The organism is Sphingobacterium sp. ML3W (assembly GCF_000747525.1).
In the GTDB taxonomy this organism is placed as follows: Bacteria; Bacteroidota; Bacteroidia; order Sphingobacteriales; family Sphingobacteriaceae; genus Sphingobacterium.
The window spans coordinates 1,253,619-1,273,650 of record NZ_CP009278.1; the positions used below are offsets into that span (position 1 = coordinate 1,253,619).

Genomic DNA, 20,032 nt, shown 5'->3' on the forward strand with positions numbered 1-20,032 from the left:
TTCATATAAACAATAGAGATGAAAACAGTAGATAATTTAAACTTCGCTAACAAAAAAGCGCTGATTCGTGTGGATTTTAATGTTCCTTTAGATGATAATTTTAATATTACAGATGACAATAGAATTCAAGGAGCTACTCCTACAATCAAAAAGGTATTAAATGATGGCGGGGCAGTTATCTTGATGTCGCATTTGGGAAGACCTAAGGATGGACCAACGGATAAGTATTCATTAAAACATATTGTATCACATTTATCTCAAGTTTTAGGAGTAGATGTTCAATTTGCCAATGATTGTATTGGTGAAGAAGCTGTTGAAAAGGCGAAAAACTTAAAACCTGGTCAAGTATTACTTTTAGAAAATCTTCGTTTTTATAAAGAAGAAGAAAAAGGCGATGTTGCTTTTGCAGAGAAATTATCGAAATTAGGTGATGTTTATGTTAATGATGCTTTTGGTACTGCACACCGTGCTCATGCTTCAACTGCTGTAGTTGCTCAGTTTTTCCCTGATGCAAAATACTTTGGTTATTTAATGGCTGCAGAAATTGGTAATGCGGAGAAAGTATTAAACAAAGCAGAACGTCCGTTTACTGCTATTATGGGTGGAGCTAAAGTTTCTGATAAATTGGAATTGATCGATGCTTTGTTGGATCGTGTCGATAATTTGATTATTGGTGGTGGTATGGCTTATACGTTTGTAAAAGCTCGCGGTGGAGAGATTGGAAAATCTTTAGTGGAATTAGATAAATTGGATTTAGCTAGAGAGCTTGTTAAAAAGGCTGCTGCTAAAGGCGTTAACTTAGTGTTGCCTACAGATGCTCAGATTGCGGATAAATTCTCTAACGATGCGAATGTATATGACGGACCTAATGATCAGATTCCTGCTGATCTAGAAGGTTTGGATATTGGTAAAGAGTCGGGTGAAGCTTTTGCTAAAATTATTGAATCATCTAAAACAATTCTATGGAATGGTCCTATGGGAGTTTTTGAATTTGATACTTTTGCTGTAGGAACGCGTGCTGTTGCTGATGCAGTGGTTAATGCAACTGAAAAAGGTGCTTTTTCATTGATTGGTGGAGGTGATTCTGCTGCTGCTGTTTCTAAATTTGGAATGACTGAAAAAGTAAGTTACGTATCCACTGGTGGTGGTGCTTTATTGGAATACATGGAAGGTAAGGTTTTACCAGGAGTGAAAGCAATCGAAGGATAATAACGCTTATGTAAATAATAAAAAAGGCATCGTGAGATGCCTTTTTTATTTAAAGGGCTTTAATAAGTATAATTTAAGCTGAATGTGGGAACAACTTTTTGTGTCGCTGTTATGTCATTGATATAGGTTAGTTTAAGAGCTGCTTCGAAATTGGGTAATGGGAATCGGAATGCGTTAAAATCAGCAGAAATTGCTAAACCAAAAGATTTTGGACTCGCATTGGATTGCTGATGGATATTTTGATAATCAGCAAACACACCACCTTTAATACGTTTAATATAAGTCAACCCTCCAATTGCCCAGTCTGGGTAGCTGATGGGGAACCTGTAGTTCAGCAATAACGTGTTTTTAATTTTCTCGTACTTGTAATATCCATATCCACTGATGGTGGGGATGTCATTGCTATATTGATACTGACCCGATGCTTTTTGATAGGCGAATCTCAGTTGAAAACCATGATTGCTTAAAAAACCAGGGGTATAGAAGCCCGTTCTGATTGAAAATATATTTCCTTGTAGCTGATCTTCAAAGGGAAGGTGCCGGTAGGTAATGCTAAAATTTTGTCCCCATTTTGGAGTTATATCCATTTTTGCCATCATCGCATTCCTATTCCAATAAAATTGATACGTTAACGGTAACAATACTTTTGAGGTAAAGTTATTGAGGTTTCTGATACTTATATTGTATCGTTGTAGGTATGATGTAGCAAAATTGAAACCTGTGCTGTAGCTATAGTTGCGTTTGTAATATCCTAGGGGTATTGCAATTTGTGCGGATACATCATGTTCTCTCCAGTCAAAGTTGAGCGTGCTATCCGCTTTATTGGCGATAGTAGCTGTCCCGATTTGCCCTTTGTTTTCATATTTTAGGGTGAATTTTGGGAGGTATTTATTGTAATTTAATGTCGCGGAATAGATTGATTTTTTGATATCTGTGTCATATTCATAACCCATTACTAATTGTGTTGTATTGAGTATATTATTTGATAGCCAGAAAATACCAGGTCTAAAATTGTCTAAGCTTTCAAAATTGGTGTTGCTTAATGAAAGGCTATGGAAGTTGAATGTTCTGGAAATACCTTTATAAGGACTCACGATATAGGCAGTCGAGCTATCGGTGGTGATTTCAATGTGTTTGTTGTTGAGTTCCTCGTTGCCGCGATAAGGTGTCGGTCGAGTTTCCTCGTTGCTTTGGTTGTTTAAGGTTATTTTGGATATTTTATATCCATTGTGCTGATAATTATTGAAAAGTATTTCATTATGCTCGGGGTTATAAGTCGGATTGAATGCTCCGAAAGGAGCGCGAGTTAATTTGGAGGTTATTTTTGACTGTTTATTATATTGGAATAAATTATCTTCACCGCCATATTGTGCTTTGAACAGGATGTTGTTCTCATCGATATATTGTGGTCTTTCAAACTGTTCGTTTCCCCAATCTTGGAGGAATGTCATTTGTGTGGAATCAAGTGGTATTTCCACTAAGTTAGTTCCTTTATTTGAGATTGCAATGGCAATGATTTTAGTACCATCTGCATTAAAACACGGTTGTTGTAAGAATATATCGGCATCCATTGGGATATTTTTCAATACTTTCTTCGTATTGATATCGATTATGCTAATGGATGTTTGGTTGCCTAAGTCTACTTCAATAGCTAATATTTCTTGCTTGAAAGGGTGAATTATCGGGTAATAATACCTGCTTTTGAAACTTATTTGTTCGTATTTTGCTGTCTTTAAATGGTAGATATTGATGACATTATAGGTCCTTTTTGTATAGCGTAAATCTCTTTTTTGTTCGTCCCAAGTAATCATGTTATTCCTGAAATCGTAATTTGGTGTGATTTGACTCCCAATGTTTATGAGTGTTGAAATACGGTTGTTGGTGTCTATTTTAACGATTTTGGAGGTGTTATTAGCTGATTGTAATAAGGCTAATAAGTTATTGTTTTCATCTCTTTTAGGTAAAAGCCAGTCTTGGTAGTTTTTGCTTGATTTGGGCTCTATTATCTCATAGAGGTCTTTCTCGCTTATATCTGTACGCCATTTATGATTGAGGTCGTTCATGGTTCTCGTGAATAAGCCACTATTGTTGTAGCCGGTCATTTTTTTTAGCGATCGGCTAAAATTGTAAGGTGTGAGTATATTTTTCTTAAGATTATCGTACAATTCCGGTTCAAAGTTTTCCTTGAAATTTTGTTTTAGATAATGGGTCATAAAATAACCTATTGTATAATAGCTTGGTACTTTGTCACGATATGAACCCAATAAGTATTTTTCAAATTTATATTTTTTATTAGCGCTTTCATTTGCTTTTAGAGGCATTTCAAAGGATGGTAGTTTTCCTCTTCCTCCTTTTGAATAGTGGGTTTCTGTCCATGTTGCATCCCCTTCGAAGTACCAAGAAGGGAGTGTGAGTCCATAAATCGCGAGTGCTAGTTGTTCTAGAAAAGGAGCTTTGAGCTTGCCTGTCAATTTATCGAACTGAACGACGTGTCTAAGTTCGTGTAGTGCGAGATTGGGAAGCCATTCTTGGTTGTCGGGTTCTGGTGTAGGGCTGCTATAGAGTTCGGATTTTCTAGGGGCAAGCTGAACAAAACCATTGGGTTGCAGCTGTGTGTTTTGTAGAATTAATGAAATCTTTCTTGGCGTTACTTGAAGGTCTCTACTACTAATTTTTAAATACGTTTCAATTTGATGCGCTAAGGTAATAGCACCATTTTTCATCTCGATGGGGAAGATAAGCCTAAATTCCTGACAGTCTATTTGATGCCATTTTTGAGACGGAGGTGCTTGACTATCTTCAAAAATTTGACAGATTCCGATATGAAAAGTTAAAATTGATAATAGAATTGTTAACCAGTATGTTTTCATGTATTTCAGTTGTGTGCTATATTTAATGCATCAAGTATATTTGCTTATAATTTGCGTTATCAGGTTTTTTAACGGAGTATATCACATAGGTGTGTTTATTGTGTTTTTTGTAATTCTGTCGGATTATTTATGCTAAAATAAGATAACTTTTTTATTTAAAATTACTCATTTTGCTATTGTTTTATCCCCTTGGGCGAAGTCAAAAATTATGGGCTATAAAAATCTTTTTTTTTGTGGTACATGCATGGGTTTGTTTTAGGCTAGTGGGCATTTTGAGTAAATCAATTTTCTGTTTATTTATAGCTGTTTTACAGTGAGTTGTTTTATTATCCTATCTTGCCTAAAGATAAGATAATGGTATTAAAAAGTGATTTTATCAGTTGTTTCCTTTTTGAGATTTAGTATTTTTAAATACTAAATCAAATAAATTCTTATATTATTCTAAAAAAGACGATTTTTGCATAAAATTTTAAATACACCGATGTAGCATATTAGTAAAGGAAGGGAATTATGGAAGAATTGGAAATGCAGGTAGAACAAATCGAACAGTTCATTGAGTCGAAGGATAATGATGGATTACAAGCATATTTAAATGAGCTAAATATTTCAGATGTAGAGGCGCTAATTGATGAGCTTCCTGAATATGGCCATATATTCATAGAGACCCTAAATTTGAACCGTGCGGTTAATGTGTTTCGTATCTTGGATTTCCCGACACAAGAACGTATTTTTAAAAAGCTTTCCGGTACTAAAATCAGTGAATTAATCAATGAAATGCCCCCCGATGATAGAACTTCCTTTTTTAGTGAGTTGAAGGATGGGGATGTAGTGAAGCAATTGATTATTCTACTGCCTCCACAAGATCGTAAAGAAGCCCTTTCTTTATTAGGTTATCCTGAAGATAGTGTTGGTCGTTTGATGACACCCGATTATATCACGGTGAAACCACATTGGAATATTATTCGCATTTTAGAGCATATCCGTAGGTATGGGAAGAATTCGGAGACGATTGATGTTTTGTATGTTATTGATGCAGCAGGTAAATTGATTGATGATATCCGGATTAAAGATGTACTCATGGCCGATCCAAATGTTGTTGTTGGTGAGCTTATTGATAATCGTCTCATTTCTTTAAATGCCAATGATCCCCAAGAAGAAGCCATTAATATTTTCCGGATGAACAATCGAGTGGCCTTGCCAGTAATCGATGAACAGGGGATTATGTTGGGAATTGTTACGATTGATGATATACTATGGGTGGCAAATGAGGAGTATACCGAGGATATGCAACGATTTGGGGGAACTGAAGCCTTGGACGAACCTTATCTGGATGTTTCAATAGTTAACTTGGTCAAAAAGCGTTCTGGCTGGTTGGTGGTATTATTTTTCGGACAACTACTCACGGCGACCGTTATTGAGCATTTTGAGCACCAATTGGCGAGTGCTATCATGTTATTTGCTTTAATGCCACTCATTATATCGAGCGGGGGTAATAGTGGCTCGCAGGCGTCTACATTGATTATTCAAGCAATGGCTCTAGGTGAGGTAACGATAGGGGATTGGTGGCGAGTCATGAAACGAGAACTTGTTTCTGGATTCTTACTCGGATTGATTCTTGGTGTCCTCGGATTTATCCGAATCATGACCTGGCAAGCTTTTTCACATGTTTACGGTGAACATTGGGTTTTGGTAGGACTTGTGGTGAGCTTGTCATTAGTAGGCGTTGTCCTATGGGGGTCGTTGATGGGATCGATGCTTCCTTTTATATTGAGGAGACTCGGAGCTGATCCCGCTAGCTCTTCCGCTCCATTTGTATCAACTTTGGTAGATGTAACCGGCCTGTTAATTTACTTTACATTTGCTGTTTTACTCTTAAAGGGTGTTTTGATCTAAATGCCATGAAATTTATTCTAGTTGGAAGCGAGGGAGTTGCGAAAAATGTTTTTAAAAGATTTGTAAGAGTGCAATAATCTTCCGATAATTGCATCACCGAAACGGATTTGACGCTTCGGAAAAGTAAAAGGATTCCTGAATAGCTCAGTTGGTTAGAGCATCTGACTGTTAATCAGAGGGTCGCTGGTTCGAGCCCAGCTTCAGGAGCAAAACGATTTTGAATAGTAAAATCGTCATTCAATCGAAAGTCTAGATTGAACGTATTAAGAGATAAGAATTTTAATTCTTAAATGACCAAAGAGTTATAGTAATATACTCTTGAATGATTCCTGAATAGCTCAGTTGGTTAGAGCATCTGACTGTTAATCAGAGGGTCGCTGGTTCGAGCCCAGCTTCAGGAGCAAAACAAAGCCTTTCCATTTTGGAGAGGCTTTTTGCTTTTGTTATGTTTTTTAAAATGTGCTGGCGAGCCTGAATGCTAAAGGAGGAAAATTGCTACTTTGCTATAGGTTGAAGTCTATCCCATTGCTCAAGTGTGATTCCCATGCCTTAATAACATACAGCTTCTAATAAAAAGAAAAAGTCTACTATTGTTCTCTGAGTAGATAAATATCAGATGTGATTATATTGGTGGGTTACTGGGGTAATATTGGACTAGATTTTGAAATGGCAAGTTGTAGTTGAAGCGTGAGGGGTGGTAAAGCTTTTCTTAATGCTGTAGGATTACTTGTAATATACTGCCTTTTGATGATTCTTACATGTTTTAAAGAGGTTCGATAGCTTAGAGAAGATAAATATTCTGGTATTCATTGCAGTATTTGTATTCATGTTGTGGTTTCGTATCCGAAAGAAATTAGCGTGGATGTATGTAATTGCTTTGTTATCAATCGATATCATGCGGTCTTCTGGATGAGGCTTATATTTCTAGCGATAAAAAATAAAAAATATTTAAAAAAGTTTGCAAATACGTTGAATTTAGCTATTTTTGTAGCGTCAAAAGGGAGGGATATTTAGTTGTCCTTCTTGAGAAGATTCCTGAATAGCTCAGTTGGTTAGAGCATCTGACTGTTAATCAGAGGGTCGCTGGTTCGAGCCCAGCTTCAGGAGCGTTAGGTGAAACCGGCTTTTAAGCCGGTTTTTTTTGTTTAAGTTATTTATTTATATACCTATGAGTTTAGTAGTAATGGGCACGGTAGCATTCGACGCTATCGAAACACCTTTTGGTAAAACAGATAAAATTGTTGGCGGAGCTGGTACTTTTGCAGCCCTTTCAGCATCTTTCTTATATGATAACGTCAAATTAGTAGGCGTAATTGGTGAAGATTTCGGAGATGATAACTTAAATATCATTACTAGTAAAGGTATAGTTGTTGAGGGGATTCAAATCATTGAAGGCGGAAAATCATTTTTCTGGGCTGGTAAGTATCATAATGATATGAATAGCCGTGATACCATCACGACAGAATTAAATGTATTGGCAGATTTTGACCCAATTATTCCTGAATCTTATCAAGATTGTGAATTCTTATTGTTGGGTAACGCTACTCCTCAAGTTCAAATGACGACTTTAAATCGCCTAAAAAACAAACCTAAATTGGTTGTTTTGGATACCATGAATTTCTGGATGGATATTGCAATGGATGATTTGAAAGCAGTATTGAACCATGTTGATGTATTAACGATCAATGATGGTGAAGCTCGTCAATTGTCAGGTGAATATTCGTTAGTGAAAGCTGCAGAAGTTATTTTACAAATGGGACCAAAATATCTAATCATCAAAAAAGGTGAGCACGGTGCATTATTATTTGGTGAAGGACAGATTTTCTCAGCGCCTGCATTACCATTGGCTGAGGTATTTGATCCAACTGGTGCTGGTGATGCATTTGCAGGTGGCTTTATTGGCTATTTAGCAAAAGTAAAAACAATCAACTTTACAAATATGAAGAATGCTACTATTTATGGGTCGGCATTAGCATCTTTCTGTGTTGAGAAATTCGGTACTGAGCGATTACAAACGTTGACTCAGGAAGAGATTGAAGCTAGATTGAAAGCATTTGTCGCGTTGGCTAAGTTTGAATTTTAATTATCCAATCTTTCCGATAATAGGAAATTTTATAAATACTTGATCTGAATGAGGAGCTTCTGCAAGCTCCTCAGTTAGGTCTTGACCTGCCCAATGTTCGTAATGTTTGCCTGCTCTCCACAGTCGACTATCGGTGACATCATATATTAATCCTCTAAATGCAACCCATATCTCAGGTCTATCTTGGCCATTTCTTAATGCTAATTTAGACTTCGAGTACACCGTAAGATTTTCATAATTATCCATGGCCGAAGTTAAAAAATCTTAATCGATAAGCTTATAGGTCGATAATGATTTTTTCATTACTTTTCGAGCAATATGTATTCGCGTTTTAACAGTGCCAATTGGTATGGATAAATGCTCTGATATTTCATGATACTTATATCCTTCGAAGTACATGCTAAATGGGATATAATAATCTTCAGAAAGTTTTGAAAGAGCCATGTGGATATCTTCCATAACAAATTTATTTTCTCCTTGATTTTTAGATGCAGATAAGATTAGATTTGCATTTGAAATCTCTTCTTCTTTGGTTATGAAGGAGTTTGTTTTAACAATTCGTCTATAATTGTTTATAAACGTGTTCTTCATAATGGTATATAACCATCCTTTGAGATTTGTCCCTTCTCTGAAATTGTTAAAGTAAGTAACAGCCTTTAGCAGTGTGTCCTGCACCAAATCGTTAGCGTCCTCGCTATCGTTCGTAAACTTTCTTGCGTAGTGTTTTAGAGAGTCTGATTGCTCTAATACTAATGAGTTGAATTCATACTTAGTCATATCACTGAATTTATATTCATATTTAAATGAATGGTTTACAAAACACTGAGTGAGAAATAATAATTCCCCAGCGATTCTAATACGGTTCAGTTGAGTATTTACAAATAGTATGCTAATTATTGACAATTGATATAAAATTAATAGATATTTAACAGTGGATTTCGTCTGTGGAAATGTTTTTTTTATGAAATCGCCTATTCAAATGCCTTTAATTCGCGTTTTTTTTATTCTTTCTCACTAATATTTATTTTATTATTAATCAAAAAATGTTTACTTCGCGTTCTAATTTTACATTGAATTTTTGATAAACATCGTTTATTATTTTAGACGATAGTTCAAAAATTTCATTTCCTGTAGCAGAATGTATATTTATTAGTACAAGAGCTTGATTCTTCCAGACACCAGCTTGTCCTACAACCTTACCCTTCCATTCACACTGTTCAATAAGCCACCCAGCAGCGAGCTTAATTTGATTGTTAGGCATGGTAAAACTAATTATATTCGGGAATAATTCTTTTAATCTGTTATATTGTTCTAAGGATATGATGGGGTTTTTGAAAAAACTTCCTGCATTTCCAACTGTGCTTGGGTCAGGTAATTTTTCTACACGGATAGCAGAGACAACTTCAGCGATATCTCGAATTGTAGGATTGGTGATATTTCTATTTTCTAATTCCTTACTTATTGCCCCATACGTAGTATTTATGGATGGTAAAGTATCTAGCTTATAGGTTACTTCAGTGATAATGTATCGTCCTTTTTGCTCGGATTTAAAGATACTATCTCTGTAAGAAAATTTGCAATCCTCATTGTGGAAAATTCGAAATACCCCTTCTAACGTATCAAAAGCTACGCAACTGTAGAAGATATTCATGAGTTCGGTTCCATAGGCTCCAATGTTTTGAACAGGGGAGGCGCCGACTGTACCAGGGATGAGTGCCATGTTTTCTAGGCCATTATAATTATTGTTTATACAGTACCATACCAGATCGTTCCATATTTCTCCTGCTGAAGCAGTAATAAAAATATCTTGCTTAAGTGTTGTCGCTTGTATTCCTCTAATATTTATTTTTATGATATAACCTTGGTATGGCTTGGTAAATAAAATATTACTTCCTCCTCCCAATGTTAGAAAATCCTTCTCGAATATACCTTCTTCAAATGCACTTAGTAGTTGTATGGGGTCGGTTATTTCAATGAAATTTGTAGCAATTTCCTCAATACCAAATGTATTATATTTTTTTAATGAAATAGCTGATTGTATATTTATATGCATTGTTGACTAGTTTTATCAAAAAATCAAAAAAATAAATTATCTTTATATATTAGTTAGTAAAGATAGTACAAAGCAGTTATTAAGGGTAATTAATTTTTGAATTGATGGCAAATGCAGATTTAAAAAGGATTAAGATATTGGAGGCGGCTACACGTCGTTTTGCTCATTTTGGTATGGCAAAAACGACTATGTCTGAGATTGCAACAGATTTGAATTTTTCAAAAGCACTTCTTTACTATTATTTTCCAGATAAAAACAGTCTATATTCAGCTGTATTTGAGTATGTAATAGATAAGATGGTTCAGGATATTAAATTGAAAATCGATACTTGTAACGACTTTGAAGAAATGCTGATGTATACCATTGACAAACGAGTTGAAATCATCAATCAATATTACAACTTATTTGAATATACGATCAATATGGTTAAGGAGCTTCCTGAAGAGTTGGAACGTGTATTCAAAGAATCTTTTGTTAGAGAAGTTGATCTTATTGGAGAAATTCTAACTTTAGGTGTAGAGAAAGATGAAATAGAAGTGGCTGATATTGAAGGTACAGCTCGGATTCTTCTCTATTCTCTATTAGGGATGAGGATGGGTATATTGAAGGATATAAAAAATATGCTTTTCCCAACTAAAGATGAATTTGATGTGATTTTAAGTCTACAAAAAAAGATGATGAAGATATTCTTAAAAGGTTTAAGAAAGTAGATTTTCTTCTTTCTGCTTAATATCAGTTAGAATTTGTTGTGCGTGAATGCGCGAATTCTCAATAAACCACAAGTGCGTATTTAATCCGCCGCAGACAACACCAGCTAGGTAAAGCCCATCTACATTGGTCTCCATAGTATCAGGGTCATGTTCAGGTTGACAAGGCGACTCGTTTGCGATGTTAATTCCTGCTGATTTAAGGAACTTAAAGTTAGGTTTATAGCCTGTTAGTGCCAAAACAAAATCGTTTTCTAAAATAACTTCACCATCTTGAGTCTGAATATGGGCATGGGACTCGCTTATCTCACTTAAACTGCTGTTATAAAATACACGAATCTCACCAGCTAAAATTCTGTTTTCAATATCAGGTTTGACCCAGTATTTTACTCTTGGACTTATTTCTTTACCCCGAATAACCAGTGTAACATCTGCACCTTTTCTAAATGTTTCAAGCGCTGCATCTATTGACGAGTTACTGGCACCTACTACAATAACTTTTTGGTTTGCATAATAGTGCGGATCTTGATAATAGTGTTTTACTTTATCAAGATTTTCACCTGGTATATTGAGTAGCATTGGGATATCGTAAAATCCGGTTGCTATAATGACGTATTTAGAGGTGTAAATATTTTTAGTGGTTTTTGTATTAAAAATATCATTATGCTTGTCGATAACGGTCACTTGTTCGAACAATTTAATGTTTAACTTGAATTTCTGTTGAATGCGACGATAATATTCTAGGGCTTCGGATCTCTTGGGCTTCGGAAGTGTGGTTACAAATGGAATGTCGCCAATCTCTAATCGATCCGATGAGGAAAAAAAAGTCATGTTTTGCGGGTAATGATACAACGAATTGACAAGGCATCCCTTTTCTAAGATTACATAGGAAAGGTTATTCAGAGAAGCTTCTAAAGCACAGGCAAGTCCAATTGGGCCTCCACCTACAATAATGATATCGTAATGATTATCTTGCATATTCGCTATTCATTTAAAATTAGTTGTCGTTATTGTTTAATGTCGGTTCAAGCTCTGCATCTGCCTTCTCCTTTAATTGCTGGACCAATTTAGCTATATCCGAAACAATTTTAGTGATAAATTGTAGTTGTTCGGTTAGTAAATTACTGTTTTCGTCCTCAAAATCATCTGCGGCTACTTGATTTTCTGGTATTTGAAAATCTACTGGGATGAATTTATTTTCTTCGTTAGAGCTGTTCAGTGCTCTAATTGCAGTTTCTAGCGCACTCAAAATCTTTCGAATTAACTTAACGTGGTTTTTTGTAATCGTATGGTTGGCTTTCGAAGAAGTAACTTGATTGTGAAGCGTAACAGCAAAAGAGGCAAGCACATGATTAAAAATAACAAACCTATTTACATCTTTAGTATACTTTTGCTTATTCTTGGGTTCTGTTAGCATGCGCTGGAAAGTTGAACCCATATTGGCCGTTTCTACGTACAGTTTTTTTCGTACTAATTTGTACTCTGTGATGGTCGGGTCATTTCCTGCAATCTCTTTCAATGTCAGTGCGATATAATGGTAGCTGGCAATCAATAGCTTTTGCATCGATTCTTTAATTTGAGTCGATTCCCAATTTGGGAAAATAACGTAGCTTGAAAGAAAAGCAATCATTCCTCCGATGAATGTGTCTAAAATACGTTCTTTCGTTACCTCCATTGTATTTGTACTCACAAAGCTTAGCATGATGAGGACATAGGGGGTCATGAAAATAACGGCAACGATATAATTTACTCGAAAAAGACTGTATGCACTTAAGAAGAAAAGTATCAATAAAATGAAACGAATCGTTTCATCATGCACCATATACAGTATGAAAGCACCAATAAGGCCGCCGATAATGGTTCCCATTAAGCGCTGTATATTCCTAGATTTTGTCAGCCCGAAGCCGGGTTTTAAAATCACCATGATGGTTAATAATATCCAGAATATATTTTCACTAATGTGGAACGATTTAGCAAGGAAGTATGTAGCAGACATTACTATAGCCATCCGTAAGGCATGCCTGAAATAAGTTGAATCTAGTGTTAAGTTTTCTCTAATCTTTTTAAAATCGATGATAGAGGGTTCGATGAATTTTTTTGCGTCATCTATTTCCAATTTGCTGACTTCTGTAGATTTCAAATGAGAGTAACTGTAGATATCGTTGATATGTCGAATGATATCCCGAACGTTGATCAAAATTTTTCTTAATGCTATGGTATTATAGTGAAATTCTTTTTCAATACTATCAATTTTTCGATGTAACAGATTGATTTCTTGGTCAAAATTATACATGGGAGTGGGTGTCCTATTGGCATTTAATTGGTATGCAATATGATCCAATTCATTTGTTAATTTTAAAATAATGTGCTTAAATTCATTTAAGATACCTGTATGTCCAAATTTTTCACTGACTGTATTGTAGTCATAATGTGTAGCCATACTTTGTTCAAAAAGATCAATGATATCATTGAATACGAATGTGAGATAACGACCTGTCTTGGTCGTATCTTTAATGGATCTTTTACTTTGAAACAGTAAATTTCTAACATTTTCTTGATGATTATTGACCTCTACTTGTTTCTCAATAAGCTTAAGATAGTTTTTATCATTATCAACATTAATATCGTAAAAATTGGCTTTTAAACGGAGGTAATCTGCTACATGACGTATTGATTCGGACAACTCCTGTTGTGTTAACCGGTATGGCCTTACTTGTGTAATGGATAAGCTCACGATCATGTACCAAAGGCAGCCAATGCTATAGTAAAACAAATAGGTGAGTGCAGCATATAGTGTAAATGGAGTATCTACATGGATGAGCATCATTAGCGTACACATCAAACCAACGTTAGAAGCTCTCGCATTCAACACAGCAAACATTGCAAAAATGAAACATAATATGGCTATCAATATCGTCACCAGGTAGACATTTGTATTGATAGATACCGTAAGTATAAATGTGATTATGGTGAAGATACTAGTAAAATACATTCCGATACGACGATGGGAAGGAGCCCCGGGGGTATCGGATAATCCCAGTAATAATGCACCAAAGGATACGAATGTTCCATTCATGAATTGCCCCATGGCAGCGAATATAATCACGGGCACAATGCAGCCGATAGTAATCCTGATACCATCGGCGAAATATTGGCTATAAAAAAAACTTTTTATTTCTTGTGTTTGCTTCATAATGTTGAATACAAACAAATATACAAGATCGAATAAGGAAAAGCTACGCTATTTCGATAAAAAGCGTAGCTTTTAAAAAACGGTACGTCGGTGTTAGATACCGCTAACTTTTGTTTGTACATTTCCTTTTGTTGCCTTGGAATAAGGACATACGAGATGTGCTTTTTCTGCTAATTTTTGAGCTTCTGCAATACTTAATGTAGGAACATGTAAGTCAATTTCTGCTGAAAGAAAGAAAGCATTATTTTCTTCGTTGAATGTCACTCGGACGGTAACTGTTGCATCGGTCATATCGACATGATTTTTCTCGCTCACAGCAGCCACGGCTCCTAAAAAGCAGGAGCTCCACGCGGCAGCAAATAACTGTTCCGGATTGGTTGCTTTACCCTCACCTCCCATTTCAGTAGGTTTTTTAACAATCAAGTCAATAATCCCATCGGAAGATTTTACTTCCCCGTTGCGTCCTCCTGTTGCAGTCACTGCTGCTGTATATAATTGTCCCATTACGTATATTATGATTGATGTAACTATCATAACAAATGAGAATTGAATTTGTTCTTAATAATATTGTAATGTTAAGATGTTATTGTTAGCTATTTTTCATTTATACCTTTATTAAGATATAAATTTTATATATTTGAATGTTTGAAAATATTTAAACATTCTCCAATAACTACAATTGTTTTTTCTATAATATGAAATTAAGTACAAAAGAAGCCGTTTTTCAAAACGAAGTTTTGACGCGATTTGAACTTTTCAAAAGTTTATTTTTAACACTACCGTTTCAGCAAGTAAAGGATACAGGTACCTTATTGCCATTTTTTGCAAAGCATTGTGAAAATGGTGTAGAGAAGCATCAGACACCTGAGGAAATTATCAATAGCTTTTTTGAACAACACGATATTTATTCGGATGAGGAGACTCAGATCGATTTATTGTTTCGTTTTGTGCAATATATAGAAAGGCAAGTTGTTTTGTTTGATGCGATTGAAGATTCGTCTTTTAAAGCAATAGGTAAGACTGATAATTCAGCGCAGCTTGGTTCTTTGATTAAATCAGCTGAAGCTAATCCGGAACTTAAAAGAAAAATCGTTGCGAAATTAAAGGATTTTTCTGTTCGTTTAGTATTGACCGCTCATCCAACTCAATTTTACCCGGGCTCCGTTTTATCGATCATCAATGATTTAATTAGTGCAATTAAAGAGAATGATATTCACAATATCCATTTATTATTGCAACAATTAGGGAAAACTCCTTTTATCAATAATAATAAACCAACTCCAGTAGATGAAGCTATTAGCTTAGCTTGGTTTCTGGAAAATGTATTTTATAAGGTTGCTTCAGAAATTCAGACCTATATCGATGATGAGTTAGGAATCGAGACTGCTGAAGTAAAACAGTTAATTGAGCTTGGTTTTTGGCCTGGAGGGGATCGCGATGGTAATCCAAATGTTAGTGCCGAAAGTACAAAAAAAGTTGCTACGTTGTTAAGAACAATTTTGTTCCGTTGTTATTATAGGGATTTCAGAGTTGTTAAGCGTCGTATTACTTTTAGAGGGGTTGAAAAATATATGGACAATCTACAGGAACTGTTTTATGAAAATAGTTTCAATCCTGTTGAAGCTCCTATCGATGAGACCGACAATATTATTGAAAACCTAAAAGCTATACAAAGGGTACTTCATGAAGATCACAATAATCTTTTTGTAGAGATTGTAGATGATTTATTGCGTAAAGTGATGACTTTCGGTTGTTTCTTTACAACGTTGGATATTCGCCAAGATAGTAGTATTCTGACACAGACCTTTGATTATATCACTAAGAAATATCCAGAAGAGACAGGTGTTGCATCAGGATTTGGATTGTTGTCTGAAGAAGATAAACAAAAAAATATCAATTTTAAGGAATTGAATCTGATTTTTGATGATGAGGCTACGGCATTGGAAAAAGATACCCTAGAAGTAATACGTTTATTAAAGAATATTCAAAAATCGGGTTCTGAGCGTGCCGCTCAACGATTTATTATTAGTAATTGTCAACAAGCAAGTGATATTTTAGGATTACGACAGTTGTTCCTATGGTCGGGCTGGACTAAAGATACCTTGACGATTGATTTTGTACCCTTATTTGAAACCGTTGATGACTTAACTCGCGCGGCCGATGTGATGAAATCATTGTATACCAATAAGGAATATGCAAAGCATCTTAAACTGAGAGGGAATAAGCAAACGATTATGCTTGGTTACTCTGATAGTACAAAAGATGGTGGTTATTTGATGGCCAATTGGTCTATTTATAGTGCTAAAATAGAATTGACAGCAATTGCGAGAGAATATGGTGTGGATCTCGTTTTCTTTGATGGTCGTGGAGGGCCGCCTGCAAGGGGAGGAGGTAAGACACAAAGATTCTATGCATCCATGGGACAGGAAATTGCAAATGATCATATACAATTGACCATTCAGGGACAGACCATCAGTAGTCAATACGGCTCATTAGATACGGCTAGGTTCAATATTGAGCAATTGCTACATGCTGGTATCATTTCTGATCTGAAACAAAAATCTGGTGATACATTGACTCCGCATCAAAAGGGCATAGTGGATCGTTTAGCAGATTTGAGTTACAATAAGTTTATGGATTTACGTCAAAATCCATTGTTCTTAAGTTATTTGGAGACCTTATCACCTTTGAAAGTACTTTCTTCGATCAATATCAGTAGTCGTCCTGTTAAAAGGAATTCAGATAAAGAATTGAAGCTTAAGGATTTGCGGGCCATTAGTTTTGTAACTGCTTGGAGTCAATTGAAACAAAATATTCCAGGTTTTTATGGAGTGGGTACGGCGCTTAAATGGGCAGAGCAAAACAACCTTTGGAAGGATGTACAGCAATTGTATCTGTCTTCAGGTTTTTTCCAGACGTTAATCGATAATTGTATGATGTCGATGACTAAATCGAACTTTGACATTACATCTTATATGCAGTTTGATGAAAAGTACGGCGAATTTTGGAAAATGCTACATGAGGAGTTTTTGGTTACCAAAGCATACTTGTTGAAGCTTAGCAATACATCAAAATTAATGGAGAATTACCCTATAGATCGTGAATCTATATTGGCGCGTGAAAATATCGTATTGCCTCTATTGATAATACAACATTATGCTATCAAATTAATTAATGAAGGCAAATTAGATGAAAAGAAAAGAGAAATCTATGCTAAATTAATTGCTAGAACCATCTATGGAGTAGTCAATGCTGGTAGAAATGTGGCATAAAGTTTCAACTCTTTTTTAATAAGAGTTTTGAAGCCCGTTTATTTTATTATTTTTGTGCTGTTAATATAATCGATATGAAATTTAATAAGTTATTTGTTGCGGTAGCAGTTTGTGGAAGTTCTTTATTAGCTTCTTGTAACTACCAAACAGGTTTGGATAAACAATATAAAAACTCACGAGCTTCTTTAGCTGATGGCGACGGATATGCTATGTTTAAATATGTTGGTGAGGAAGGAAATTATTTAGTGAATTTAGCAAAGTTCGCTGAGTCAAAATCGACATCAGCTGAGACGAAAGCTTTGTCATCTAAGATTCAAGAAGCGTATAGTACGATACTTCCACACTTGGACTCCTTGGCATTATCACTGCATGTGAATGATGCTATGAGAGGTGTTCCTGCTTTTGAAGTACCTGCTGCATTAGCTGCTGATAGTACGTCTGCATTCAATGATAAGGCGTATGCTGCTACAGTTTTAAAAATCCAAACTGAAGTAAATACGAAATTGACTAGAGAGTCAAAAAATACAAATGCGGATATTAACCACTTTTCAGAGGAAAGTTTAACAAAACTACAAGAGGTTTACAAACTTGCAGGTGGTAAAGTAGACGAGCACGCACATCACTAAATAAAAAATACTTTAATGACTGTAAATAAAATAGTTACAGGTGTTTTGTCGTATGGAATGTCCGGAAGGGTATTCCATACGCCATTTATAGCCAATAATGATCGGTTTGATTTACGAGCTGTGGTTGAACGATCTACTAAAAAAGCCCAATTGGACTATCCTTCGATTATCAGTTATGATAGTGTCGAACAATTACTGGCAGACGAAGCAATAGAGCTAGTGATCATCAATACACCTAATGATACACATGTTTCCTTTGCTAAGCAGGCTTTGTTAGCTGGAAAGCATGTGCTGATTGAAAAACCTTTTGCTCCTACTGTTTCTGAGGCGAAAGAGCTGTTCGATTTAGGAAGAAAGGTGGGTAAGTTTGTATTGCCCTATCACAATAGAAGATTTGATTCGGATTTCAATGCCTTAGCCTCTGTTCTACACTCTGGAAAGGTAGGAGAGCCTGTTGAGGTCCACTTGCGATTTGATCGCTTTAGAGCTGAGATTGGGCAGAAGGTTTTTAAAGAGACTAAGCGCCCTGGAGCTGGTATTTTATTTGATTTGGGCTCTCATCTATTGGATCAGGTAATATCTTTATTTGGTAAACCAATATCTGCCATAAAACGGACATCCATCCATCGCAAAGATTCTGAAGTGGATGATTTTGCAACGCTATTATTGACTTTTGATAAAGGACTTACGGTGTTCATTACTGTTAGTATGTTGGTTTTAGAATCTCAATATAGTTTTTTATTACATGGTACTGAAGGCACTTTTGTAAAAGGCCGTACGGATGTTCAAGAAAATCAACTGCTTGCCGGCATTAATCCGATTGAGGATCATTATGGGGAAGAAAATCAGCATGAAGAGGGTTTATTAACTTATTTGGACCAAGGCAATATGGTATCAGAAAGCGTAAAATCGATTAAAGGTGATTATATGCTGTTGTTTGATGCAGTATATGAGCAGATTAGGAATAATAAGGCTTATTTTGTAACTGAAGAACAGATTTATTGGCAATTGGAAATATTGCAACAACCGTCTTTGTGTTAAATTATTATCGTGTTCATAATAATTTAACATTAACATCATCTCGACTTCATTTATTATTTATAATTTCGAAACAATTAAGGAAGTCTTTTTGTGAGCGCTAATGGACGTGTTCGCAAAAGATAAACCAAAATCATTTTTATTTACTTTAAATGCTTTAATGTGAGATATGCTGCCATCGATATCGGCTCAAATGCGGTTAGACTTTTAATTGCTGATATTATTCAAGAAAAAGAAGGTTTTTCTTTTAAAAAGAATACACTATTAAGAGTTCCACTACGTCTTGGGGACGATGCTTTTATTCATCAAAAATTATCGCCTAAGAAAGCGGATAATCTAGTAAAGACAATGCGTGCATTCCGTGAATTGATGGATGTGTACAATGTCGAAGATTACATGGCATGTGCGACATCTGCAATGCGCGATGTGACCAATGGACCAGAAGTTGTTAAAAAAGTAAGTGAAATTGGCATTGATATCGCTATTATCGATGGAACTAAAGAAGCTGAGATTATTTACAATAGCCATTTGGAAGCAAAGATGGATATGGATAAGGTTTATTTGTATATCGATGTTGGTGGAGGAAGTACAGAGTTGTCTTTGTTTGCAAATGCTAAATTGGTGAATTCAAAATCCTTTAACCTAGGTACAATTCGTATTTTAGACAATAAGGATGAACAAGAGACTTGGGATGATTTAAAGGAATGGGTATCCCATAATACGAAAATGTATAAGCAGGTATATGGCATTGGTACTGGTGGAAATATTAACAAGCTCTCACGTTTAGCAAATGAAAAGGCTGATAAGCCAATTTCTTATGCTAAGCTAAAGGCTCTTTATCACTATTTGACATCGTATTCATTAAAAGAACGAATCACTTTATTGGGGCTGAATGAGGATCGTGCTGATGTCATTATTCCTGCAACGGAGATTTTTATGACCATTATGAAATATGGGCATCTGAAGCAAATTATGGTACCTCGTGTCGGTTTAGTTGATGGTGTGATCCATACATTGATCAAAAAGAACCTGCTAAAATAGTACCGATAAATAAAAATGAATATCTAAGCAGAAAAAGCTTGTAGAAT

15 protein-coding genes and 3 tRNA genes are annotated in these 20,032 nt (G+C 35.5%); 11 read left to right on the forward strand and 7 right to left on the reverse strand.

What is annotated here, in order from left to right:
* Window positions 1-18: 18 nt before the first annotated feature.
* Complete coding sequence (locus tag KO02_RS05415) at window positions 19-1,209, forward strand: phosphoglycerate kinase (protein WP_038696505.1); 1,191 nt, start codon at window positions 19-21, stop codon at window positions 1,207-1,209.
* 59 nt (window positions 1,210-1,268) lie between these two features.
* Here KO02_RS05415 and KO02_RS05420 read toward each other — a convergent pair whose 3' ends face one another.
* Window positions 1,269-4,079, reverse strand: coding sequence for a TolB family protein (locus KO02_RS05420; protein WP_038696507.1), 2,811 nt, complete (start codon window positions 4,077-4,079; stop codon window positions 1,269-1,271).
* A gap of 510 nt (window positions 4,080-4,589) precedes the next feature.
* On the opposite strand from KO02_RS05420, the gene mgtE reads away from it, so the two are divergent.
* The 5 genes from mgtE to KO02_RS05445 all read left to right on the forward strand — a co-directional run bounded on the left by mgtE (window position 4,590) and on the right by KO02_RS05445 (window position 8,055).
* Window positions 4,590-5,972 (forward strand): magnesium transporter, encoded by a 1,383-nt coding sequence (mgtE, locus tag KO02_RS05425; protein WP_038696508.1) that lies wholly within the window; start codon window positions 4,590-4,592, stop codon window positions 5,970-5,972.
* A 133-nt stretch (window positions 5,973-6,105) separates the two neighbouring features.
* Window positions 6,106-6,179: transfer RNA gene (locus KO02_RS05430), tRNA-Asn, on the forward strand.
* A gap of 120 nt (window positions 6,180-6,299) precedes the next feature.
* A tRNA-Asn gene (locus KO02_RS05435) sits at window positions 6,300-6,373 on the forward strand.
* 632 nt (window positions 6,374-7,005) lie between these two features.
* Window positions 7,006-7,079 (forward strand) — tRNA-Asn (locus tag KO02_RS05440).
* Window positions 7,080-7,140: 61 nt separating this feature from the next.
* Window positions 7,141-8,055: a PfkB family carbohydrate kinase gene (locus KO02_RS05445; RefSeq protein ID WP_038696510.1), complete on the forward strand. Its 915-nt coding sequence runs from the start codon at window positions 7,141-7,143 to the stop codon at window positions 8,053-8,055.
* Here the strand turns inward: KO02_RS05445 and KO02_RS05450 are convergent, their stop codons facing one another.
* From KO02_RS05450 to murB, 3 genes are all read right to left on the reverse strand, one after another.
* On the reverse strand, window positions 8,056-8,301 hold the full coding sequence (locus KO02_RS05450) for a cytochrome b5 domain-containing protein (RefSeq protein WP_038696512.1): 246 nt from the start codon (window positions 8,299-8,301) through the stop codon (window positions 8,056-8,058). It lies immediately after the preceding gene.
* Window positions 8,302-8,319: 18 nt separating this feature from the next.
* Window positions 8,320-8,832: an RNA polymerase sigma factor gene (locus KO02_RS05455; RefSeq protein ID WP_038696514.1), complete on the reverse strand. Its 513-nt coding sequence runs from the start codon at window positions 8,830-8,832 to the stop codon at window positions 8,320-8,322.
* Between the two features lie 259 nt (window positions 8,833-9,091).
* The gene (murB, locus tag KO02_RS05460; RefSeq protein WP_038696516.1) at window positions 9,092-10,108 is read right to left on the reverse strand and encodes a UDP-N-acetylmuramate dehydrogenase; all 1,017 of its coding nucleotides are present in this window, start codon (window positions 10,106-10,108) and stop codon (window positions 9,092-9,094) included.
* Between the two features lie 104 nt (window positions 10,109-10,212).
* On the opposite strand from murB, the gene KO02_RS05465 reads away from it, so the two are divergent.
* A complete protein-coding gene (locus KO02_RS05465; protein WP_038696518.1) occupies window positions 10,213-10,818 on the forward strand; it encodes a TetR/AcrR family transcriptional regulator in 606 nt (201 codons plus the stop codon).
* On the opposite strand, the gene KO02_RS05470 is transcribed toward KO02_RS05465, so the two are convergent.
* The 3 genes from KO02_RS05470 to KO02_RS05480 form a co-directional block, all read right to left on the reverse strand.
* Entirely contained in the window at window positions 10,807-11,793 is a 987-nt protein-coding gene (locus KO02_RS05470; protein WP_038696520.1) for a YpdA family putative bacillithiol disulfide reductase, read from the reverse strand. The two genes, KO02_RS05465 and KO02_RS05470, sit on opposite strands and share 12 nt — an antisense overlap.
* A 19-nt stretch (window positions 11,794-11,812) precedes the next feature.
* A complete protein-coding gene (locus KO02_RS05475; RefSeq protein WP_038696522.1) occupies window positions 11,813-14,008 on the reverse strand; it encodes an FUSC family protein in 2,196 nt (731 codons plus the stop codon).
* A 93-nt stretch (window positions 14,009-14,101) separates the two neighbouring features.
* Entirely contained in the window at window positions 14,102-14,512 is a 411-nt protein-coding gene (locus KO02_RS05480; protein ID WP_038696524.1) for an organic hydroperoxide resistance protein, read from the reverse strand.
* A 191-nt stretch (window positions 14,513-14,703) separates the two neighbouring features.
* On the opposite strand from KO02_RS05480, the gene KO02_RS05485 reads away from it, so the two are divergent.
* The 4 genes from KO02_RS05485 to KO02_RS05500 all read left to right on the forward strand — a co-directional run bounded on the left by KO02_RS05485 (window position 14,704) and on the right by KO02_RS05500 (window position 19,985).
* Entirely contained in the window at window positions 14,704-17,280 is a 2,577-nt protein-coding gene (locus KO02_RS05485; RefSeq protein ID WP_038696526.1) for a phosphoenolpyruvate carboxylase, read from the forward strand.
* A gap of 74 nt (window positions 17,281-17,354) precedes the next feature.
* Window positions 17,355-17,906: a hypothetical protein gene (locus KO02_RS05490; protein ID WP_038696528.1), complete on the forward strand. Its 552-nt coding sequence runs from the start codon at window positions 17,355-17,357 to the stop codon at window positions 17,904-17,906.
* 15 nt (window positions 17,907-17,921) lie between these two features.
* Window positions 17,922-18,947, forward strand: coding sequence for a Gfo/Idh/MocA family oxidoreductase (locus KO02_RS05495; RefSeq protein ID WP_038696530.1), 1,026 nt, complete (start codon window positions 17,922-17,924; stop codon window positions 18,945-18,947).
* A 159-nt stretch (window positions 18,948-19,106) separates the two neighbouring features.
* The gene (locus tag KO02_RS05500; protein WP_038696532.1) at window positions 19,107-19,985 is read left to right on the forward strand and encodes an exopolyphosphatase; all 879 of its coding nucleotides are present in this window, start codon (window positions 19,107-19,109) and stop codon (window positions 19,983-19,985) included.
* The last annotated feature ends 47 nt before the right edge of the window (window positions 19,986-20,032 follow it).